The organism is Tenacibaculum larymnensis, from assembly GCF_028829235.1.
Taxonomy (GTDB): domain Bacteria; phylum Bacteroidota; class Bacteroidia; order Flavobacteriales; family Flavobacteriaceae; genus Polaribacter; species Polaribacter larymnensis.
Map to the genome: position 1 here is coordinate 239,444 of NZ_JAIWJY010000001.1, position 18,944 is coordinate 258,387.

20 protein-coding genes and 1 tRNA gene are annotated in these 18,944 nt (G+C 31.5%); 9 read left to right on the forward strand and 12 right to left on the reverse strand.

Going from position 1 to position 18,944, the window contains the following annotated elements; genetic code table 11:
* Window positions 1-58: 58 nt before the first annotated feature.
* The 8 genes from LCI24_RS01145 to LCI24_RS01175 all read right to left on the reverse strand — a co-directional run bounded on the left by LCI24_RS01145 (window position 59) and on the right by LCI24_RS01175 (window position 8,330).
* A complete protein-coding gene (locus LCI24_RS01145; protein ID WP_274638771.1) occupies window positions 59-1,681 on the reverse strand; it encodes a S8 family serine peptidase in 1,623 nt (540 codons plus the stop codon).
* A gap of 10 nt (window positions 1,682-1,691) precedes the next feature.
* Window positions 1,692-2,537, reverse strand: a complete 846-nt coding sequence (locus LCI24_RS01150) for an MBL fold metallo-hydrolase (protein WP_099215003.1) — start codon at window positions 2,535-2,537, stop codon at window positions 1,692-1,694.
* A gap of 141 nt (window positions 2,538-2,678) precedes the next feature.
* Window positions 2,679-2,936: a helix-turn-helix domain-containing protein gene (locus tag LCI24_RS17025; protein ID WP_420802975.1), complete on the reverse strand. Its 258-nt coding sequence runs from the start codon at window positions 2,934-2,936 to the stop codon at window positions 2,679-2,681.
* A complete protein-coding gene (locus LCI24_RS01155) occupies window positions 2,893-4,371 on the reverse strand; it encodes a tetratricopeptide repeat protein (protein WP_274638772.1) in 1,479 nt (492 codons plus the stop codon). The genes LCI24_RS17025 and LCI24_RS01155 overlap by 44 nt, the downstream gene beginning before the upstream one ends.
* Window positions 4,372-4,616: 245 nt before the next feature.
* Window positions 4,617-4,687: transfer RNA gene (locus tag LCI24_RS01160), tRNA-Cys, on the reverse strand.
* A gap of 55 nt (window positions 4,688-4,742) precedes the next feature.
* On the reverse strand, window positions 4,743-5,105 hold the full coding sequence (folB, locus tag LCI24_RS01165) for a dihydroneopterin aldolase (protein WP_274638773.1): 363 nt from the start codon (window positions 5,103-5,105) through the stop codon (window positions 4,743-4,745).
* A gap of 133 nt (window positions 5,106-5,238) precedes the next feature.
* Window positions 5,239-5,451, reverse strand: a complete 213-nt coding sequence (locus LCI24_RS01170) for a zinc ribbon domain-containing protein (RefSeq protein ID WP_274638774.1) — start codon at window positions 5,449-5,451, stop codon at window positions 5,239-5,241.
* 53 nt (window positions 5,452-5,504) lie between these two features.
* On the reverse strand, window positions 5,505-8,330 hold the full coding sequence (locus tag LCI24_RS01175) for a VPS10 domain-containing protein (RefSeq protein WP_274638775.1): 2,826 nt from the start codon (window positions 8,328-8,330) through the stop codon (window positions 5,505-5,507).
* Between the two features lie 141 nt (window positions 8,331-8,471).
* On the opposite strand from LCI24_RS01175, the gene LCI24_RS01180 reads away from it, so the two are divergent.
* From LCI24_RS01180 to LCI24_RS01220, 9 genes are all read left to right on the forward strand, one after another.
* Window positions 8,472-9,374: an ATP-grasp domain-containing protein gene (locus LCI24_RS01180; RefSeq protein ID WP_274638776.1), complete on the forward strand. Its 903-nt coding sequence runs from the start codon at window positions 8,472-8,474 to the stop codon at window positions 9,372-9,374.
* Window positions 9,341-10,306 carry a succinylglutamate desuccinylase/aspartoacylase family protein gene (locus LCI24_RS01185; protein ID WP_274638777.1) on the forward strand — a complete coding sequence of 322 codons (966 nt, stop codon included), beginning with the start codon at window positions 9,341-9,343 and terminating at the stop codon, window positions 10,304-10,306. The genes LCI24_RS01180 and LCI24_RS01185 overlap by 34 nt, the downstream gene beginning before the upstream one ends.
* A gap of 76 nt (window positions 10,307-10,382) precedes the next feature.
* On the forward strand, window positions 10,383-10,637 hold the full coding sequence (locus tag LCI24_RS01190; RefSeq protein ID WP_274638778.1) for a hypothetical protein: 255 nt from the start codon (window positions 10,383-10,385) through the stop codon (window positions 10,635-10,637).
* Between the two features lie 134 nt (window positions 10,638-10,771).
* Window positions 10,772-12,094 carry a DEAD/DEAH box helicase gene (locus tag LCI24_RS01195; protein ID WP_274638779.1) on the forward strand — a complete coding sequence of 441 codons (1,323 nt, stop codon included), beginning with the start codon at window positions 10,772-10,774 and terminating at the stop codon, window positions 12,092-12,094.
* A gap of 110 nt (window positions 12,095-12,204) precedes the next feature.
* Complete coding sequence (locus tag LCI24_RS01200; RefSeq protein ID WP_274638780.1) at window positions 12,205-12,984, forward strand: DUF4382 domain-containing protein; 780 nt, start codon at window positions 12,205-12,207, stop codon at window positions 12,982-12,984.
* Window positions 12,985-13,066: 82 nt separating this feature from the next.
* A complete protein-coding gene (locus LCI24_RS01205; RefSeq protein WP_274638781.1) occupies window positions 13,067-13,651 on the forward strand; it encodes a Crp/Fnr family transcriptional regulator in 585 nt (194 codons plus the stop codon).
* Window positions 13,652-13,724: 73 nt separating this feature from the next.
* Complete coding sequence (locus LCI24_RS01210; protein ID WP_274638782.1) at window positions 13,725-15,017, forward strand: aminopeptidase P family protein; 1,293 nt, start codon at window positions 13,725-13,727, stop codon at window positions 15,015-15,017.
* Window positions 15,018-15,128: 111 nt separating this feature from the next.
* On the forward strand, window positions 15,129-15,347 hold the full coding sequence (locus tag LCI24_RS01215; RefSeq protein ID WP_274638783.1) for a PLD nuclease N-terminal domain-containing protein: 219 nt from the start codon (window positions 15,129-15,131) through the stop codon (window positions 15,345-15,347).
* Between the two features lie 16 nt (window positions 15,348-15,363).
* The gene (locus tag LCI24_RS01220) at window positions 15,364-15,786 is read left to right on the forward strand and encodes a hypothetical protein (protein ID WP_274638784.1); all 423 of its coding nucleotides are present in this window, start codon (window positions 15,364-15,366) and stop codon (window positions 15,784-15,786) included.
* Between the two features lie 77 nt (window positions 15,787-15,863).
* Here the strand turns inward: LCI24_RS01220 and LCI24_RS01225 are convergent, their stop codons facing one another.
* The 4 genes from LCI24_RS01225 to LCI24_RS01240 all read right to left on the reverse strand — a co-directional run bounded on the left by LCI24_RS01225 (window position 15,864) and on the right by LCI24_RS01240 (window position 18,864).
* Window positions 15,864-16,226: a cupredoxin domain-containing protein gene (locus tag LCI24_RS01225; RefSeq protein WP_099214989.1), complete on the reverse strand. Its 363-nt coding sequence runs from the start codon at window positions 16,224-16,226 to the stop codon at window positions 15,864-15,866.
* A 103-nt stretch (window positions 16,227-16,329) separates the two neighbouring features.
* Entirely contained in the window at window positions 16,330-16,887 is a 558-nt protein-coding gene (locus LCI24_RS01230; RefSeq protein WP_099214988.1) for a carboxymuconolactone decarboxylase family protein, read from the reverse strand.
* Between the two features lie 388 nt (window positions 16,888-17,275).
* Complete coding sequence (locus LCI24_RS01235; protein WP_121146510.1) at window positions 17,276-18,121, reverse strand: helix-turn-helix domain-containing protein; 846 nt, start codon at window positions 18,119-18,121, stop codon at window positions 17,276-17,278.
* A 143-nt stretch (window positions 18,122-18,264) separates the two neighbouring features.
* The gene (locus LCI24_RS01240; protein WP_274638785.1) at window positions 18,265-18,864 is read right to left on the reverse strand and encodes a hypothetical protein; all 600 of its coding nucleotides are present in this window, start codon (window positions 18,862-18,864) and stop codon (window positions 18,265-18,267) included.
* Between the last annotated feature and the right edge of the window lie 80 nt (window positions 18,865-18,944).

Sequence of the window (18,944 nt, forward strand, 5' to 3'; positions counted from 1 at the left end):
TAACAAAAAAAGAGCATCAAATAACAATGCTCTTTTTTTAATCTATCTATATATTATATTACTTTCTTCCGTTTACCATTCTATCAGCCATTCTAACTGCATTGTATGCATTTACAACACGTCCTGATACTGATAATTCTGAGAAAGGTACCATCTCATCTCTGGTTCCTGGTTTAACAACCTCTAAATCTATCTTAGTTCCAGAGTTCATTAAAATATGCTTTACTTGACTTGCCGTTAACTCAGGATAGTAAGAACGTACTAATGCTGCAACTCCTGCTGCTGCTGGAGACGCCATAGAAGTTCCACTAATCGATTCATATGTATTATCTGGGAATGTAGAATAAATTTTCACCCCTGGTGCAAATACATCAACATTCTTTTTACCATAATTAGAAAAAGTTGCTGGTAATTCTTCAGTATACTTTGCACTCATTGCTCCGATTGTTAATACGTTGTCTGTAATTTCATTCTCTAAATCTGGAGTATCATTAGGGAAGGTTTTTTCTACATCAATGTTTTTACCACTATTTCCTGCTGCAATAACAACTAAAACATCTTTTGATGCTGCATACTTAATCGCGTCATAAACCCATTCTTTATTAGGAGAAAAACCTTTACCAAAACTACCATTTATTACTTTTGCTCCATTATCTACTGCATAACGAATACCTAAAGCAACATCTTTATCGTACTCATCTCCATCAGAAACTGAACGTACTGCCATAATTTTAACATTAGCAGCAACCCCATTCATACCTTTTCCGTTATTACGAGTAGCACCTACAATTCCTGATACATGAGAACCGTGTGCTTCATCTTTCACAGTATGACCTGTATTACCGTTTCCGTAACCTGGTTTGTCATTAATATCATAAGCATCGTCTCCAACTACTGTACGGTAATCTATTTTTAAGTTATCTCCTTTTATTGTTTTCTTAGCTTTATCTAGTAAACTTGTTATCTCTTTTTTAGCTTTCGATAAAGATAGTCCAAAACCATTCATTCTTTTAGCTGTTTCTATAGCTAAAAGTAAATTAGAGTTAGAAGTATTAATTGCTTCAATTTCTTCAATAGTGTAATCAGGTTTATTAAAATATTTCGTTAACTCTTCATCTGACTTACTAACTGCTGCTAAGATCTGACTATAACGTTGTTCATTAGATTTTGCCTCCTTAATTTTTTCTGCTTGATACGCTTTTGCTTCTGCTAGGGTTTTCGTATCTGCTATAGAAGGTCTCATCAAAATACGCTCATACTCTAAATGCTCTTTGTAAGCATCTCCTAAGAAATTCCACCCGTTGATATCATCAACATAACCATTTTTATCATTATCAATTCCGTCTCCAGCTATTTCTTTAGTATTTACCCAAGCTACATCAACTAAGTCTTCATGTTTTAAATCAGTACCCGAATCAACAATTCCTACTACCACTTGGACGCTCTTTTTTCCTTTTAAGAACTCATACGCTTTATTTACACTCATTCCTGGAATTGTATCTGTAGCCAAGTCTAAATGTTGCCAGTTTTCTTTCTCATAGTCTGTCAATTCAGCTTTTTTTGCTGGAATATTCACTACGGTATTACTACCTGCTGGCACAGGGATTTTGCTTATTGTCTTACAGCTAGCTAAGGTAACCACTGCAATTGCCGAATAAAATACGGGCTTTAAAACTCTCATAATCTCTATCTTAATTAAAAATATCTGTAAACTTAAATGTTTCCTTTAAACGAACTCCTTTTTCTGTATGCTTTACTGTTATTACTTCGTTGTAAGCATCGTGTTCTAAAAACAGGTAAAATTCTTTATCGGCTGCTTCGTTTAAAAAAGCTTCTTTTTCTTTTAAAGTTAATAAAGGTCGGGTATCATACCCCATTACATACGGTAAAGGAACATGTCCTGCTGTAGGCAATAAATCTGCCATAAACACCAATGTTTTTCCTTGATATTCTATTTTCGGTAGCATTTGTTTTTCGGTATGTCCATCTTTAAACAGTACATCAAACCCAACATAATCTTTTGCATTTAGATGTAAAAAGTTTAATTGTCCACTTTCTTCAATGGGTAAGATGTTTTCTTTCAAAAAAGATGCTTTTTCTCTCGCATTTGGGTGTACTGCCCAGTCCCAATGACGTTGGTTACTCCAAAAACGTGCATTTTTAAAAGCTGGTTCGTACCCTGTTCTGTCTTTATTCCATTGGATTGCTCCTCCACAATGGTCGAAATGTAGGTGTGTTAAAAACACATCGGTAATATCATCTCTATGAAAACCATATTTTGCTAAAGAAGTATCTAATGAAAAATCTCCATATAGATAGTAATATCCAAAAAATTTATCAGACTGTTTATTTCCAATTCCCGTATCGATTAGGGTTAATCGATCTCCATCTTCAATCAACATACAACGCATGCCCATTGAGATCATGTTGTTTTCATCGGCTGGATTTGTCTTTTGCCAAATCGTTTTCGGAACTACGCCAAACATAGCACCTCCGTCTAATTTAAAGTTTCCTGTCTCTATCGGATAAATTCGCATAGCTACAAAGATGCAGAATTTTAGCGAATTATTTTGTTAAGAAAAACAAAAAGTACCTAGTTTCTAGAAATGCTATCTGCCATAATTAAAGCATTGTAAGTATTTAGACTTTCCGAGTGATTTTTAAAAAATCATAAAAGGTTATCCATCTCTTTTTTCTAATTCTTTCAAAAAATAAGAAGGTTTAATTCCTTTAGCTTTAAAAAATGCTTTAGAAAATGATTCAGCGTTATTAAACCCTGCTTCATCTGCAATGGTTCTAATTGTAAATTTCCTGAGAACCTTATCTTCTTTTAATCTATGAACTATATATTCAATTCTTAAGTTATTTAAATAGTTTGAAAAAGATTCTTTTTTAAAATGATTGATAATTTTTGATAAGTAATTTTGTATTCGTATTTAATTCTTTTGCCAAAGAATTTAGCGTTATATTTTTTACAACAAACCTATTTTCTCTTTCTAAAGCAGACAGATCATATAGTATTTTATCAACTGTTTCTTTGGGAATATTTAACTTTATATCCGTGGTTTTAGTCCTTTCAATTGCTTCTGTACTTTTTGTAGTTTTAAGAATTTCTTCAAATCTAGTTTTGTATGTTTTTCTTTTTTTGTACTGAAAATATAAGAGTGTTAATAAAACTACACAAAAAACAGATATAGTAAAAATTAGCTTTCTAGAGCCAGAGTATTTTTTTTCTAACTTTTTTATTATAATCTCTTTTTCTTCTTTTAATTTAGGAATATCATACTCCTTTAATATTTTTTTATTTATGTAATTATATTTATTGTAATTAATACTATCATAGTAGATTAGTTTATTAACATATAATAATTGTTTTTTCAAGTCCTTTTTTTCTTTATAAAAATCAACCAAAAACTCATAAGCATATCTACTATCAGAAGGTATATTTTTATTTTTTTGAAAAATAGAATCTACTTCTTTAAAGTATTTAACAGCTAATATTTTATTTCCAATTTTTTGATAACATTTTCCTAAATAAAAGCAAGCATAAGAATAGTCAGATAATTTTTCATTTTCTTTTAAAAAAGAGACGTGTTTTTTTATACTATCTATAGCTATGTGATATTTTTTAGCATGATAATTAACAATTCCTTGATTAATTGAAAAGTGATGATATTTGTCTATAAAGTTGTTTTTTAGTGACTTCTTAACCCCCAATTCATTGTAGAAAGTAGCAGAATCTAAATCTTTCTTCTCAGAAAACACATTAGATATAGCCATTATGGTAGTTAAATAATAGCTACCATCTAACGATTTATTTTTCTTTTTTATATAGTTAATATTTTCTACATAAATTTTCAATGCCTCGTCATACTCCTTTAAATTTCTCTTAATTGTACCAATACTGTAATTAGTACTCATAATTAAATCTGTATTTCCTTGTTTTTTAGCACAATTATTAGCTTTTAAATAATTATCTAATGCTTTTTTAAAATCTCCTTTAACAAAATAAAAATTTGCTTTTGAATGATATGCATACCCTGGATAATATTTATTTCCATTATTTTTTGTTAATGAAACAATACTATCTAAATAAATTAAAGAGCTAGCATCATTATATAACTCTGACAAAACCCAATAACCTCCAGCAATTCTCTGTTTGTGTTTTTCTCTTTTAGCTACCTTTAAGAAAGCTTTTATATACCTAATTTTATCTTCTTTGTTCTCACTTTTTTCAGAATAAGAGAATAATTCTTCCATTGTTTTGTCTGAAAGCGTATCAACTTTACTTTGCCCAAAAGAGCTTATAAACAAAAACAAAAAAAAGAATAATGCTGTCTGTTTTTTATATGTCTCTGATTTATTTTTCATTCCTCTACTAATTTCCTTTTACTTTTTTCACTAAAAAAACCATTCAATGTTTTTTTAAATTTTACAAAGGCAAATGTAATAGCAGACAAGGCAAATACGGATATATACCTAGAGATATTAATCTATATTTATAAATAACTACCTTTTTCATATCATTTAAATAAGAATATTACAACTTATGGCAACAACAAATGCCTCAAATAGAATTAAACAAAAAAGCTCAGCAATAATTGCTGAGCTTTTTGAGGTGTCGAGCGGATTCGAACCGCTGTAGATGGTGTTGCAGACCACTGCCTAGCCACTCGGCCACGACACCTTATATTGATAAGGACTGCAAATTTACAGCTTTTATCTTTTTTTGCAAGCTTTTTTTACTTTTTACGCACATCTGATAAAACAATTGCTACCTCAGCAACATTTCCGCCAATTGGTGGGTTAATTTTTGCTACGATAACTTCCGCTTTATCAACCAGTTGTATTTCTTTAAAAATTCTATCTAAAATTCGTTGAGCAACATGCTCTAGTAATTTAGAACGAATCGCCATTTCTTCTTTTACAATTTGATTCAAATGCACATAATCTACTGTATCAACCAAATCATCACTTTGTGCTGATTTTTGTAAATCGGCTTTTACTTCGATATCAACTCTATACTCCGAACCTATTCTTGCTTCTTCATCTAAGCATCCGTGATTTGTAAAAACACGAATGTCGTTTACACGTATAATTCCCATGCCGCAAAAATAGCAATGTTTACTTATTTAAAAGCATTCTTCGTGTTTTTTCAATAATCGTAAAAGACCTTAACAATATTATTCATTTCTTAAAATAATAAGATTTCTCACTTCGTTCGAAATAACGTGTCTATTAATTCGTAAAGAAATCGAATATGTTGCTTAAAGCACTTGTTCTCGCTTTGTAAAACTCAGTATAACTACATCTTTTACATGTTACACTCGTAAACTTTTTGTTTTGTACATCAAAAATTTTAGACAATGTCCCTCCAGTAGCCCTCATTTCAGCTACTTCATAGGTTTTATTATTACATTTCGGACAGGTATAATTTAATGGCTTACTCATAAATACTTTTAGTTTTTATTTATAAGAGTCGAAAAATTAAAAAATGTTACAAACTACTTTATTTCAAATGTTTGATTCAACTCACCCATCGTTACTTTATACTTTCCTTTTGGCAAATAGTATTTATCGTTCTTTGCTTTTTTTACCTCAGCATCTTTGTGTTTCTTTAAGTACTTTTTTCTTCCTTTTTCAGAAAAAGAAACATCATATATTACTTCATTAAATCCTTTTGTTGCATTCGTTTTTATAGTGTTTACCAAAACTTTATCTGAATATACTTCTAATACAACTTCTTTATCTGCATTTACATAAAACGGAATTGTAATTTTTGGTGTATTTGGTTCTAACCATTTACTCCAAGAACTACCCCAAGATTTTCTTTTCTTAATATCCTTAATACTGAAAACAGCCTCTTTATTATCAAACTCTTGTAAAGAAGTAATATTTGCTTTGTACAAACTACGCCCATGTGTTCCTACTAATAAATGTTTTGCTTTAGGTTGAATTACTAAATCGTGAACTGCAACATTTGGTAATCCGTTGCTAAAAGCCTCCCATGTTGAACCTTGATTAAAAGAAACATACAATCCGTTATCAGTTCCTAAGTATAGAACATTTTCTTTTTTAGGATCTTCCTTAATCACATTTACCGCAGAAGTTGGAATATTATTACTGATGTTTTTCCATGTTTTTCCATAATCATCAGAAACGTATACATACGGAGTAAAATCGTCAAAACGGTATCCGTTTAACGTAACATACACACGTTCTTTTTTATATTTTGAAGCTATTACACGACTTACCCATAAATTTTGTGGAAAAGAGTTTGAAATCTTCTCCCAACTTCCTCCTCCGTTTTTTGTCACCTGTACCAATCCATCATCAGAACCTACATAGATTAGTCCAAATTGAAATGGGCTTTCAGAAATGGTGGTTAAAGTTCCGTAAGCTACGTTTCCTTCCTTTTCTCCTTTGGTTAAATCTCCTGAGATTTCTTCCCAATCATCACCTTTATTTAGTGAACGGTGTAACTTATTCCCTCCTAAATACAGGATATCTTGATTGTGTTTTGATAACTGAATAGGAGTTTGCCAATTGAATCGATATGCTGGTTTATCTTTTTCTGGTTTTGGTTGAATATAAGTTTGTTTTTCTGTAGCTCTATCTATTCGATAATAGTTTCCAAATTGATATCCTGCATATACAATATTTGGATTTCTATCATCAACGGCAACTTGCATACCGTCACCTCCCATTAAACTTTCATAAGGATTCTTCCCTGTTTGATACCATCTTTTATCAATTTTTGCATTGTGGTTTCCTACCCAAACACCATTATCTTGCATTCCTCCATACACCTTATAATTTTCTTGGTTATCCGCATATACGGTATAAAACTGCCCAACTGCTGGCTGATTTAATTTAATCCAGCTTTCACCATCATCATAAGAAATATTCAACCCACCATCATTTCCATCAATTAAGTGCCCTTGTTTTTTAGGGTTTACCCATAATGCTTGATGATCGGCATGTACATTTTCTTTACTAATAGATGTAAATGTTTTTCCTCCATCTTTCGACTTTAAAATTGGAACTCCTAATACATAGATTCCATTTTGGTCTTGCGGATCAACACGAATTTCCCCAAAATAATACCCATATGAATAGTATAAATCATCTAAATAACCCTCATGTGTTTTTTTCCAAGTTCTTCCTCCATCAGTAGTTTTAAAAACCTCCGCTCCTATTACTGGAGTATCGAATAATGCAGCATTAGCATCTTTTAAGTAACCAACCAAATCACTTGGTCTTATTTCTCCTGGGCTTGAGCGAATGATTTGTTTAATATTTTCTGCACGATATTTCTCCTGAAGACCATTCATTTTGATATATGAATTCAATTTTTTGGCTTTCATATTTAAAAGCTCATCAGTTGAAACTGATGCAAGTTCTTCTTTTGTCAGAGCACCAGATCCTTTTGCACTTTTAGTAGAGTCTTTTTTTCTTCGAAATTGATTATCATGAAAAGCGTATACTGTGTTTTCGTCATATACGGCTAATCCTATTCTACCAACTCCTTTTCCATTTGGAAAACCATTATTATCAGAAATTTTAGTCCAAGTATTTCCCGCATCTGTTGATTTATAAATTGCAGAATTTTTCCCATCTCCATCAAAATTCCATGCTTTACGTTCACGTTCCCAAGCAGCAGCATATAAAATATTGAAGTTGTTTGGTACTGGTTGAATATCTATAATCCCTGTGTTTTCATTAATAAACAAAGTTTTTGTCCATGTTTTTCCTCCATCAGTGGTTTTAAAAACTCCTCTTTCTTTGTTTGATGAGTATAAATGACCAATAGATCCAACAATTACCTCATCAGGATTGTTTGGATTAATTAAAATACGACCTATGTGATGTGAATCTAGTAGCCCTACATTTTTCCAATTTTTACCTTTATCGGTAGATTTTAAAATTCCAATTCCGGCATATGACGAACGAGAAGAATTATTTTCTCCTGTACCTACCCAAATTGTCCCATTTTTCCAATCTACAGCAATATCACCCACGTTTTGTGTTGGAGAATTATCTAAAACTGGAGTAAAAGTAGTTCCGTTATTATTGGTATGCCATACTCCTCCTGAAGCATATCCTACATAAAACTCTGTAGTATTTTCTGGATTTACATCAATATCTACCACACGCCCACTCATAACTGTAGGTCCAATGTTTTTAAACGGTATATTTTTTACGGTGGAGTTTTTTATTAAAGCTTTCTTTTGTTGTAAAGCTTGCTGTATTTTTTCTGCTGATGTAGGCTGCTGTGCAACTACTGTAAACGGAAATAAAACTATAAAAACTTTGGCTAAAATTCTCATTATAATTTGGTTTAGAAGAAGTGAAAATACAGTAAGCTAATAGTATTTCAAAAAAATTAACAGAATATTGAGAGACTTCTTTTTGAAGCTCTTGTCAAACAAAAAATTATTAGCTTTGTTTAACCTCAAAATTTTTAGGCTATGACTATTTTTATTCTTTCTGTTAGTGACCAAATTTATTCAACACAAAGAATATACAAAGAAGCTCGTCGTCGTGGACATAAAGTTGAAATTATAAACCATTTAAAATGTTCTATAAAACTTGGTGATGGTAAGCCTGCTATTATATATAAAGGCAAAAATATTATTGATATTCCTGATATAATTATTCCTCGAATAGGTGTTTCTGCTATGAAACACGGGGCTACCGTTGTAAAAGAATTTGAAATGAACGGAGTATATAGTACTGCTAGTTATATAGGTATTGTTGATGCACAGAACAAAGCTCGTACTTTACAAATAATGAGTAGAAATGGACTTCCTATTCCTCAGACTGTTTTTTCTGTTGACGCTGAAAATATTGGTGAGCAAATAGATTTATTAGGTGGCTCTCCTGTAATTATTAAATTACAAGAAGGAACACATGGCTCAGGTGTAATTTTGGCTGAAAGTAAAAAATCTGCCATGTCTATCATAGATACCATGCACGGAACTAATACCAGTATTTTACTTCAAGAGTTTATAAAAGAAAGTAACAGTGAAGATATTCGTGCTTTTGTTGTAAATGGTAAAGTAGTCTCTTCTATGAAACGTAAAGGATTGAAGGAAGATTTTCGTTCTAATATTCATAAAGGTGGAAGTGGACACAAGGTTACTTTAACTGCTGAAGAAGAAGAAATAGCTATTAAAGCGGCTCAATACTTAGAACTTCCTATTGCAGGCGTTGATATGATACGATCAAAAAGAGGTCCCTTATTAATTGAAGTTAACTCGACTCCTGGATTACAAGGAATTGAAGCTTACACTAAGGATAATATTGCTAAGGCTATTATTAAATTTTTAGAAGAAAAATGTTCGAACAAAATTTTAAAAACGGAATCATAGAAATTCGTGGACAAAAAATTGGTTTAGGTGAATCTAAATTAATTAAAATTCCTATTGATAGATTGCCTACAGGAACTCTAATAGAAATTCCTGTGTATATTTTTAATGGTGACCAATTAGGACCAACCATTCTACTACAAGGTGGTTTACATGGTGACGAAGTAAATAGTGTTGAATTGGTGCGTAGAATGTTAATTGATAAATCGTACAAAATTCATCGTGGCTGTGTTATTGTAGTTCCATTATTGAACATTTTTGGTTTTTTAAACATGTCTCGCGATATGCATGGCAAAGATGTAAATAGAAGTTTTCCAGGTTCAAAAACCGGTTCTTTGGCAAGCAGAATGGCATATTACTTAATGAAAGAAATTACAAATAATGTAGATTTTGCTATTGATTTCCATACAGGAGGAGAACAACGAAACAACTTTCCGCAAATACGATATACTCCTGAAGATGATAGAGCTCTTCAGCTAGCCAATATTTTTAATGCTCCTTTTATGTTTGGTTCTAAACTTATTCCAAAATCTTTTAGAAATCAATGCTATAAAAACAATATTCCTGTAATTGTATATGAAGGAGGGGAATCATTAAGACTAGAAGAAAAAGCTATTCAACAAGGTATTAATGGAACTCTTCGTATTTTAAAACATTTTAAAATGGTAAAAGAAAGTATAGAAACACCTAAAAAACCAACTTCAATACACATTAATAAACACAAATGGGTTAGAGCTAAAGTTGCGGGCTTATTTACTCCTATTGTTCACAATGGAGAAAAAGTAAAAAAAGGACAGATTTTAGGACATATTATGGATACCTATGGAGAAACAAATTTTTCAGTAAAATCTCCTTATGAAGGTTATATTATTGCTAAAAACAACTTCCCTATTATTAATATGGGAGACGCTTTATTTCATTTAGGAAAAATATAACAATCTGATTTTATTTGTTTTATCCGTTAATTTTCACTTACTTTAATTCCAATTAACTAATCAAAAATTATAAATTATGGAATTTCTTATTAGCTTATTAAGTGGAGCAGTAGGTGGTAATCTTGCTGGTGCATTGTTAAAAAAGTTTTCTTTAGGTACCCTTTGGAACTCTGTTGTAGGGATTTTAGGTGGGGGGCTAGGAGCTCAATTACTAGGAATGTTAAATATTGATATTTCTGGTATTATCGGTAACATTGCAGCCAGTGGTGTTGGTGGAGCTGTTTTACTAGTTATTGTTGGTGTTATTAAAAGCGCCATGGCTAAAAGTTAAACACATATTAAAACTTTAAAAAAAAGACGTCTAAATAAGGCGTCTTTTTTATTTATAGCCGAAGCCCAATAAAATAGCAGTACCTTTGTTGGCTCATAGTAGTATTTTCTTTAGATACTACTGAAGAATTATATATGACATTTACATCGTTAGGTTTATCAAAAGCTTTAGTGAAAGCTGTAACCGAAAAAGGGTATGAAACCCCCTCTCCTATTCAAGAAAAAGCAATTCCAGTTATTTTAGAAGGCAAAGACGTATTAGCTTCTGCACAAACCGGAACAGGTAAAACAGCAGGGTTTACCTTGCCTATTTTACAAAACATATCAGAAAAAAAGAATCCAAAATATCGTCCAATCAAAGCATTGGTACTAACACCTACAAGAGAGTTAGCTGCACAAGTATATGATAATGTGCGCGAATACAGTACACATTTAAATATTAAATCTACCGCTATTTTTGGCGGAGTAAAACCTAGTTCACAAATAGCAACACTTAAAAACGGAATTGATGTTTTGGTAGCTACGCCTGGTAGATTAATAGATTTACACGAACAAAGTCAACTTTCTTTAAAACGTGTAGATGTTTTAGTTTTAGATGAAGCAGACAGAATGCTCGACATGGGTTTTTTACGAGATATTAAAAAAATCATCTCTTTTTTACCTCAAAAACGTCAAAATTTATTGTTTTCAGCTACTTTTTCAAAAGAAATAAAAAAATTAGCGCAAGGTATTTTACACAATCCTGTGATGGTTGAAGCAGCTCCTGAAAATACGACTGCTGAAAAAGTAAATCAGAAACTATACAAAGTTCCGAAAAGCAAGAAAACCGAATTAGTTGGTCAATTAATTTCAAAAGGAAATTGGAGTCAAGTTTTAATTTTTACTCGAACTAAACATGGTGCTAATAGATTGACTGAAAAACTAATTAAAAGAGGAATTTCTGCCGCCGCTATTCACGGAAACAAAAGTCAAGGAGCAAGAACTAAAGCCTTAAAAGGTTTTAAAGACAATTCTATTAGAGTAATGGTAGCTACTGATATTGCTGCTCGTGGATTAGACATTCCATTGCTACCACATGTTATTAATTTTGAACTTCCAAACGTTCCTGAGGATTATGTACACCGAATTGGTAGAACAGGAAGAGCAGGTGCTAGTGGAGAAGCTATTTCATTAGTAGCCCAAGAAGAAGAAACTTACTTAAAAAGTATTGAGAAGTTATTAGGACAAAAAATCACTATTTCCGAGTTAGAAGGGTTTGATTTATCTACTATAAAAAATGAAGTTAAAACTGAACGACCAAAGCAGCAATCTAAAAATAAACCTGCTAAAAAACCGTTTAAAACATCTTCTAATTCAAAGAAAAAAAACAAAAAAACCTCAACAGAAAGTTCAAAAAAACATACACCTAGAAAACGAAATAACCGTAATAGAAGGAATAATAATAAAACACCTCAATAACAAATTTATCTTACTCTTTATCAGTTATTTGAGAATTTTACTAATTAAACAAAGCAATATTTTGGTATAAATCTTGTTATAATTACCGTGTATTACAAAAACCAATAATTATGAAAAAACATGTTTTATTACTAGTTGCATTAGCAACTTTCTTTACCGCATTTGTTAGCTGTTCTAGTGACGACCCCCAAACGTCTCAAGTAGCAGTTCGCTTAGTAGATGCTCCTGGAGATTACGATGAAGTAAACATTGACGTACAGGATGTTATGATTAACGCTGGAGACGAAGAAAATGGTTGGCAAAGCCTTGGAAACGTTACTCCACAAGTATACAACTTACTTGAGTTAACAGGTGGAATTGACGCTTTATTAGTAGACACTGAAATTCCTGCTGGTAAAATTGGGCAAATTCGTTTAGTTTTAGGTGAAAACAATTCTATTGTAGTAGATGGAGAAACGTATCCATTAGCAACCCCAAGCGCACAACAATCAGGATTAAAATTAAACGTACACCAAGATTTAGTAGGTGGTGTAAAGTACACGTTTATCTTAGACTTTATGGTTGATAAGTCAATCGTAGTTGAAGGTACTGGTGATTACAGCTTAAAGCCAACTATTAGAGTAACTACTGAAGCTGCTTCTGGTGCTATTTCTGGAATGGTAAACCCATTTGAGTATCAAGTAGAGGTTAGTGCTGTTTCTGGTACCGAAGAACCTATCACTGCTTTAACAAATGAAGAAGGTAAATTTATGTTACACGGAGTACCTGCTGGTACTTATAGTGTAACTTTTACTCCTGATGAAGCTTCTGGATTAACTGCTAAAACAGTTGAAGAAGTTACTGTAGTATTAGGAGAAAATACAGATATGGGGACGGTTGAGTTAGAATAACTCACTCAACATAAATTATTAAAAAGGATGCTGTAAAAAGCATCCTTTTTTTATACTTTTAAGCTAAAATTTATTTCCATAAATGGACGCTTCTAAAAAAGCTATTACACAGCGCATACAAAACATCATAAATGATGAAAACTTAAACACGTTAATTCCAGAAATTATTGACTGTTTTAAAGAGTTTTCCTTATCAAAAAATGAATTTTTAGTGAAAAAAGGAGAAGCTTGTCGGTATTTCTGTTTTGTAGAAAGTGGTATTTTACAATACGCTGTTACCGTTTCTGGACAAGAAAAAACCACCTATTTAGCTTTAAGAAACGGATTCGCCTCTTCCTTAAAGAGTTATTTACAACAAACTCCATCCCCTAAAAATATAAAAGCATTAAGCGCCTGTAAACTTTGGGGTTTAAAGATTAATGACTTTAAACACCTAATGAAAAATAACAAAGCTTTTCATCAATTTTATTACAACTTTATAGAAAATCAAATTTTTTTAATTGATGATTACCGTATTGATTTGTTGACTTTAACTCCTGAAGAACGTTATAAAAAGCTACTCGTAAATGAACCCAAATTACTTCAAGAAGTTCCACTACATTATTTAGCTTCATTTTTAGGAATCTCTACTCGACATATGAGTAGAATTCGAAAAAATATAAATTAGCGCCAAATGGCTAATATTTGCACAGTTTCTTTCCGTATTTTTGAGGGAATCTTATCAATTTAATTGAATCATTATGAAGTACGACGCAATAAACAGTCAATTATTTATAAAAAACCGCAAGAACTTTATGGCTCAAATGAAGCATAATAGTTTAGCAGTTTTTAACTCAAACGATATTTACCCTGTAAGTGCTGATAGCACTTTACCTTTTGAGCAACATCGTGATATTTTCTTTTTAAGTGGTGTTGATCAAGAAGAAAGTATCTTAATTTTATTTCCTGATTCTCCGAAAGAAAATTTACGTGAAGTACTATTTTTACGTGAAACTAATGAACATATTGCTGTTTGGGAAGGTGAAAAACTAACCAAAGAAAAGGCTTTAGAAACTAGTGGGATTAAAAACGTACATTGGCTACAAGATTTAGAAAAAGTATTAGCTGAAATGATGGCTTTAGCCGATACCGTTTATATTAATACCAACGAGCACTATCGTGCAAATATTGAAACTGAAACTCGTGAAGCTCGTTTTACAAAATGGTTATTAAACAAATACCCTGCACATTCTGTAGCAAAAAGTAACCCTATTTTACAACGTTTACGTTCAATAAAAGATCAAATTGAAATTGATTTAATTCAAAAGGCTTGTGATATTACTGAAAAAGGTTTTAGACGCGTTTTAGATTTCGTAAAACCAGGAGTTTGGGAATACGAAATTGAAGCAGAATACATTCACGAATTCATCAGAAATCGATCTAAGAAATTCGCTTATACACCTATTATTGCTTCAGGTAACAATGCAAACGTGTTACACTACATTGAAAATAACCAACAATGTAAGGCTGGTGATTTAATTTTAATGGATGTTGGTGCTGAGTACGCTAACTATTCATCAGATATGTCTCGTACAATTCCTGTTTCTGGGCGTTTTACAGACAGACAAAAAGAGGTATATAATGCTGTAAATCGTGTAAAAAATGACGCGACAAAAATGTTAGTTCCTGGAACTCTTTGGGCTGAGTATCATGTTGAAGTTGGTAAATTAATGACTTCGGAATTATTAGGTTTAGGGTTATTAGATAAAGCAGATGTTCAAAACGAAGATCCTAACTGGCCAGCATATAAAAAGTATTTTATGCACGGTACTTCTCACCACATGGGGCTAGATACGCATGACTACGGACTGTTACATGAGCCAATGCAAGCAAACCAAGTATTTACAGTTGAACCTGGTATTTATATTCCTGATGAAGGTTTTGGTATTCGTTTAGAGGATGATGTTGTTGTTCAAGAAACAGGTGAGCCATTCAACTTAATGCGTAACATACCTATTGAAGCTGACGAAATAGAAGATATTATGAATAAATAGTATCATTTCCCATACTTTTAAAACGTCATTAAAACTCCTTTTTTTGGAAATTTTAATGGCGTTTTTGTTTTTCTTGTTTTTTACTATTTTAAGTGTTTAAAAATTGTTGTGATGATGACTTATTTAGAAATGATTGGAGTATGGCAACTAATTTTAATCTTAATTATTTTAATTGGAATTATTCCAACAATTATTGCTCTTGTTGATATTTTAAAAAGTGAGTTTAAAGGAAACAATAAAATTGTTTGGATTCTCGTTGTTTTATTAGCTAACTTTTTTGGTAATGTTTTATATTTCCTAATTGGAAGAGAACAAAAGATAAAAAAGTAAACAAAAACCCTTCACGATGAAAAACCTACTTTACATATTCGCTTTCGCACTTATTTCATGTGCTTCTAGCCAAATAAACAAATTTGATAATTCCGATTTGGTCGGAACTTGGAATTGGACCAATACCGATGGTGGTTTTGGAAACCACATTCATAAAACCCCTGAGTCACTTGGTAAAAAAGTACAACTTACCTTAGAAAAAAACTATCAGTTTTCAATTTTTGAAGATGGTAAAGAAACTTTAAAAGGTACCTATACTCTAACAATGAAAAAAGCTATTTATTCAAAAAAAAAAGAAAGATTCATACAACTATCTGGTGACCAACAAATTTCTGGAATTATACTGTCAGGAATCATTAGAGTTACAAAACCTAACGTCTTAGAGATTTCCGATAATAATTACGACGGACTAGGAAGCATGTTTTCACGTGTTGAATAAATAAAATCTTTTTTTATTAAAAACACAAAAGAGCCCTAAATAAGGGCTCTTTAAAATTATTAATCAAATTTTAATTATTACTTCACCGTTAAAGTGTATTGAGGTGTTGGATTCAACGGGCAAAAGTAAACGTACTCTCCTTTTGTTAAGGTTACTTTTTTAGAGCTTGACTTACTATTGTTTTTTACCAAAGATGTTACGTATGCATTTTTTATATGATGCTTTTCATCTGTTTTTCCCTTTGGCGCTAATACAAAACCTACATCATGTCCAACATTTTTATTAGAAATTTCAAAAACATAAGTTCCTTCAGAAAGTATTAAAGACTGTTGGGTAAATTTTCCTTTTGTTTGTTCTAAAGAAATGGTTTTTGCTTTTTGTGCATTTGCTGTAAATGCAAATCCTACTAATAATACTAAAATAGCTACTACTTTTTTCATTTTTATTGATTTTTATGGTTTTACTTTTTTTAAGACGAATAGCTTTGCAACCAAAACCCCATAACTACACTCTGTTAATAAAGCTACAAGAGCTATTCGTTTTTTATGCATTTTGTTTAAACTTACCTGCTTCTACTTTTGGAAAATCAACTTCGGTTTCTGCAATATGGTTTACATAATTTGTTAAGGTATTTGCAACAACATTTAAAACAATTTCTAAAATATCTCCGTCGTTATATCCTGCTGCTTTTACCTCAGCTATTTCTGCTGAACTCACATTTCCTTTGTTTTTTGTAACACTTTGTGCAAATTTTAAACCTGCTTTGGTTTTTGCATCAGAAGCCTCAGCTTGTCTATTTTGTTCAATTTCTTCTTCTGATAAACCATTATTTTTTCCTATGGCTGTGTGTGCAGATAAACAATAGTTACATTCATTTTCTTCTGCAATAACTAAAGCTAATTGCTCTCTAAACTTGTTTGAAAAGTTTCCACTTCCGTTTAATTCTCCTAAGCTTAAATAACTTTGTAAAAGAGCTGGTGAATTCCCCATTACTTTAATTAGGTTTGGGATAAATCCTAACTTATTTTGAACTGCATCAAACAATTCTTTTGATTTTCCTGTTGTGGTTTCTGGATCTAAAGTTTCAATTCTTGTACTCATAATTTTAATGTTGTCTTTTTAGTTTATTTTTTCGCAGTTACATAATTCTCTTTCTGGAAACTGCTCGTCGTATTCTTGATATCCCCAACAATTTGGGCATTGGTTAATTTCTGTTCTCATAATTCGTTGTTTTTGAATTCTGGTACAAAGGTGCGACAGGAATAGACCTTAAAAAATGGACAAAGGTTCTTAAAACTTGGACATACTGTTTTGCTAACAATTTTCTTACAAAAAGCTAGCTTTTTATTCACGGTTTCATAAAGTACAGGTAACGCGTTAACATGTTTACTGTAGTACTTTTATCTCGTCGAAAAAAGGTTGTTTGTATTAGTGTAACAAAAAACTTTATTAGTTGTGTAGTTTACCACGCGTTGCGTGGTTTTTTCTTTTATAAGCTATAGCTTCTTTTAAATTGTTTTGGCGATTGCCCAGTAGATTTTGTAAAAAATCGAGAAAAGTACGCAGGGTCATTGAATCCTAAATCAAAAGCAACTTCTTTAATAGAATCATCTGTATATAACAACAACCTTTTTGCTTCGGTAATAATTCTGTTTTTTATAAAATCACTTGGTGTTTCTGTTCCTATTTTTTGAAGGTGTTTGGTTAAGGATTTTGGTGATAAACCTAATCGATAGGCGTATTCTGTAACTCGGTGTATCTTTTTAAAATTTTGTTCTACCAATAAACTAAAATCTTTAAAAAGCTTGGTTTCTACACTCTCCTTTACAACATCTTTTTCTTTTTTTATCCGTACAGAATATACAATAAATTGTTTTAAAAGCGATTGTAACATATCGTATTGCGCTGTTTCTTCTAACTCAAACTCCTCTATTAAATTTTGAAGAATAAAATCTAATTTTGAGACTTCTTTTCCTGAAGGTACTACAAAAGGTGTTTCATATATATTATTAAACAATACTCCATTACACGATACCTCAGCATCGTGCGTTTGAATACAGTAAAAATCTCTAGTAAAACTAAGTTGATAAGCTTCTTTAATTTTTTCTGATTCTACTGAAAACACTTGTCCTGGTGATAAAAAAAACAATACTCCATCTTCAAAAGAATAACTTTTAAAATCGATGTTATATCTACCTGTTCCTTCTTTTATCCAAAATACTTTGTATTGATCTATTTGCTGTGGTGAGTTTACCACACATAGTTCTTCAAACTGAACTGTTTGTAACGAAAAAATATTTTGATAGGAATAGTTTTGAATATCTTGTACCGCCATTTATACATAGTTTTATCGTTTGTCGAAAAAAACAGGAAGAGCTGACAAGTTTTTAAACCTTAAAATTCGTTTTAAAATCCGAATAACTTATAATTCGGGTTTTAAAACGAATTTTCAACTTCTGTGATTGAATATTAATTCTTTTAATTAAACAATCGGTAACCTAACCCAATGTTATGGGTGAGTTGATTGAGTTGGTTGATATTTACTCGGTAACTAGCGAACCATTTTCCTTTTCGGTTGTATTGCAATCCGAAACTGAGGTTGTCAAAGGTTTGTGGATTTCCTCCTATCTCGGTAAAGAGATACAAGCCACTTCTGTAGGTTTTTGGATACTCAATCGTTTTGGTAATGGTTATTTCTCGTGGTACTTTGAGTTTATACGATAACTGACTATCTAACAATTTTCCTTTTACCAAATCGTAGTTATAAATTTCTATATCGGCATTCTTTAAGGTATCTCGGTATATTTTTGCGGCTACATAGTCGGTAGTGTCTTTGATAAAAATGGTGTCTTTTACAACATTAGTTACATCATTTTTATACACATACACTTTTTGGTATTTAATGGTTTGTACTTTAAACGTATCTATTTTGGTTTGCCAAACCGTATCTTTTACTACGGTTATTTTTGGGGTTTGTGGGTTTGTTTTTTGATATCTTTTATTAAAAAGATTGACAAGTAACAGCACTATAATAACCCCCAATAGCAACCTATCGGTTTTGTTATTAAAAAAATTCATGATGTTTTTGTTTTAGCGTTTAGAAAAATGTTTGTCAGTTCAAAGAGCAAAGGATGAGTGACGAGAAACCTCTTAAAGAT

Bases quoted from the DNA above. Each gene is read 5' to 3' on its own strand.
- LCI24_RS01145 (WP_274638771.1), bottom strand. From the start codon at position 1,681: ATGAGAGTTTTAAAGCCCGTATTTTATTCGGCAATTGCAGTGGTTACC.
- LCI24_RS01150 (WP_099215003.1), bottom strand. From the start codon at position 2,537: ATGCGAATTTATCCGATAGAGACAGGAAACTTTAAATTAGACGGAGGT.
- LCI24_RS01155 (WP_274638772.1), bottom strand. From the start codon at position 4,371: ATGAAAAATAAATCAGAGACATATAAAAAACAGACAGCATTATTCTTT.
- folB (WP_274638773.1), bottom strand. From the start codon at position 5,105: ATGGGAATTATACGTGTAAACGACATTCGTGTTTTTACAAATCACGGA.
- LCI24_RS01170 (WP_274638774.1), bottom strand. From the start codon at position 5,451: ATGAGTAAGCCATTAAATTATACCTGTCCGAAATGTAATAATAAAACC.
- LCI24_RS01175 (WP_274638775.1), bottom strand. From the start codon at position 8,330: ATGAGAATTTTAGCCAAAGTTTTTATAGTTTTATTTCCGTTTACAGTA.
- LCI24_RS01180 (WP_274638776.1), top strand. From the start codon at position 8,472: ATGACTATTTTTATTCTTTCTGTTAGTGACCAAATTTATTCAACACAA.
- LCI24_RS01185 (WP_274638777.1), top strand. From the start codon at position 9,341: ATGTTCGAACAAAATTTTAAAAACGGAATCATAGAAATTCGTGGACAA.
- LCI24_RS01190 (WP_274638778.1), top strand. From the start codon at position 10,383: ATGGAATTTCTTATTAGCTTATTAAGTGGAGCAGTAGGTGGTAATCTT.
- LCI24_RS01195 (WP_274638779.1), top strand. From the start codon at position 10,772: ATGACATTTACATCGTTAGGTTTATCAAAAGCTTTAGTGAAAGCTGTA.
- LCI24_RS01200 (WP_274638780.1), top strand. From the start codon at position 12,205: ATGAAAAAACATGTTTTATTACTAGTTGCATTAGCAACTTTCTTTACC.
- LCI24_RS01205 (WP_274638781.1), top strand. From the start codon at position 13,067: ATGGACGCTTCTAAAAAAGCTATTACACAGCGCATACAAAACATCATA.
- LCI24_RS01210 (WP_274638782.1), top strand. From the start codon at position 13,725: ATGAAGTACGACGCAATAAACAGTCAATTATTTATAAAAAACCGCAAG.
- LCI24_RS01215 (WP_274638783.1), top strand. From the start codon at position 15,129: ATGATGACTTATTTAGAAATGATTGGAGTATGGCAACTAATTTTAATC.
- LCI24_RS01220 (WP_274638784.1), top strand. From the start codon at position 15,364: ATGAAAAACCTACTTTACATATTCGCTTTCGCACTTATTTCATGTGCT.
- LCI24_RS01225 (WP_099214989.1), bottom strand. From the start codon at position 16,226: ATGAAAAAAGTAGTAGCTATTTTAGTATTATTAGTAGGATTTGCATTT.
- LCI24_RS01230 (WP_099214988.1), bottom strand. From the start codon at position 16,887: ATGAGTACAAGAATTGAAACTTTAGATCCAGAAACCACAACAGGAAAA.
- LCI24_RS01235 (WP_121146510.1), bottom strand. From the start codon at position 18,121: ATGGCGGTACAAGATATTCAAAACTATTCCTATCAAAATATTTTTTCG.
- LCI24_RS01240 (WP_274638785.1), bottom strand. From the start codon at position 18,864: ATGAATTTTTTTAATAACAAAACCGATAGGTTGCTATTGGGGGTTATT.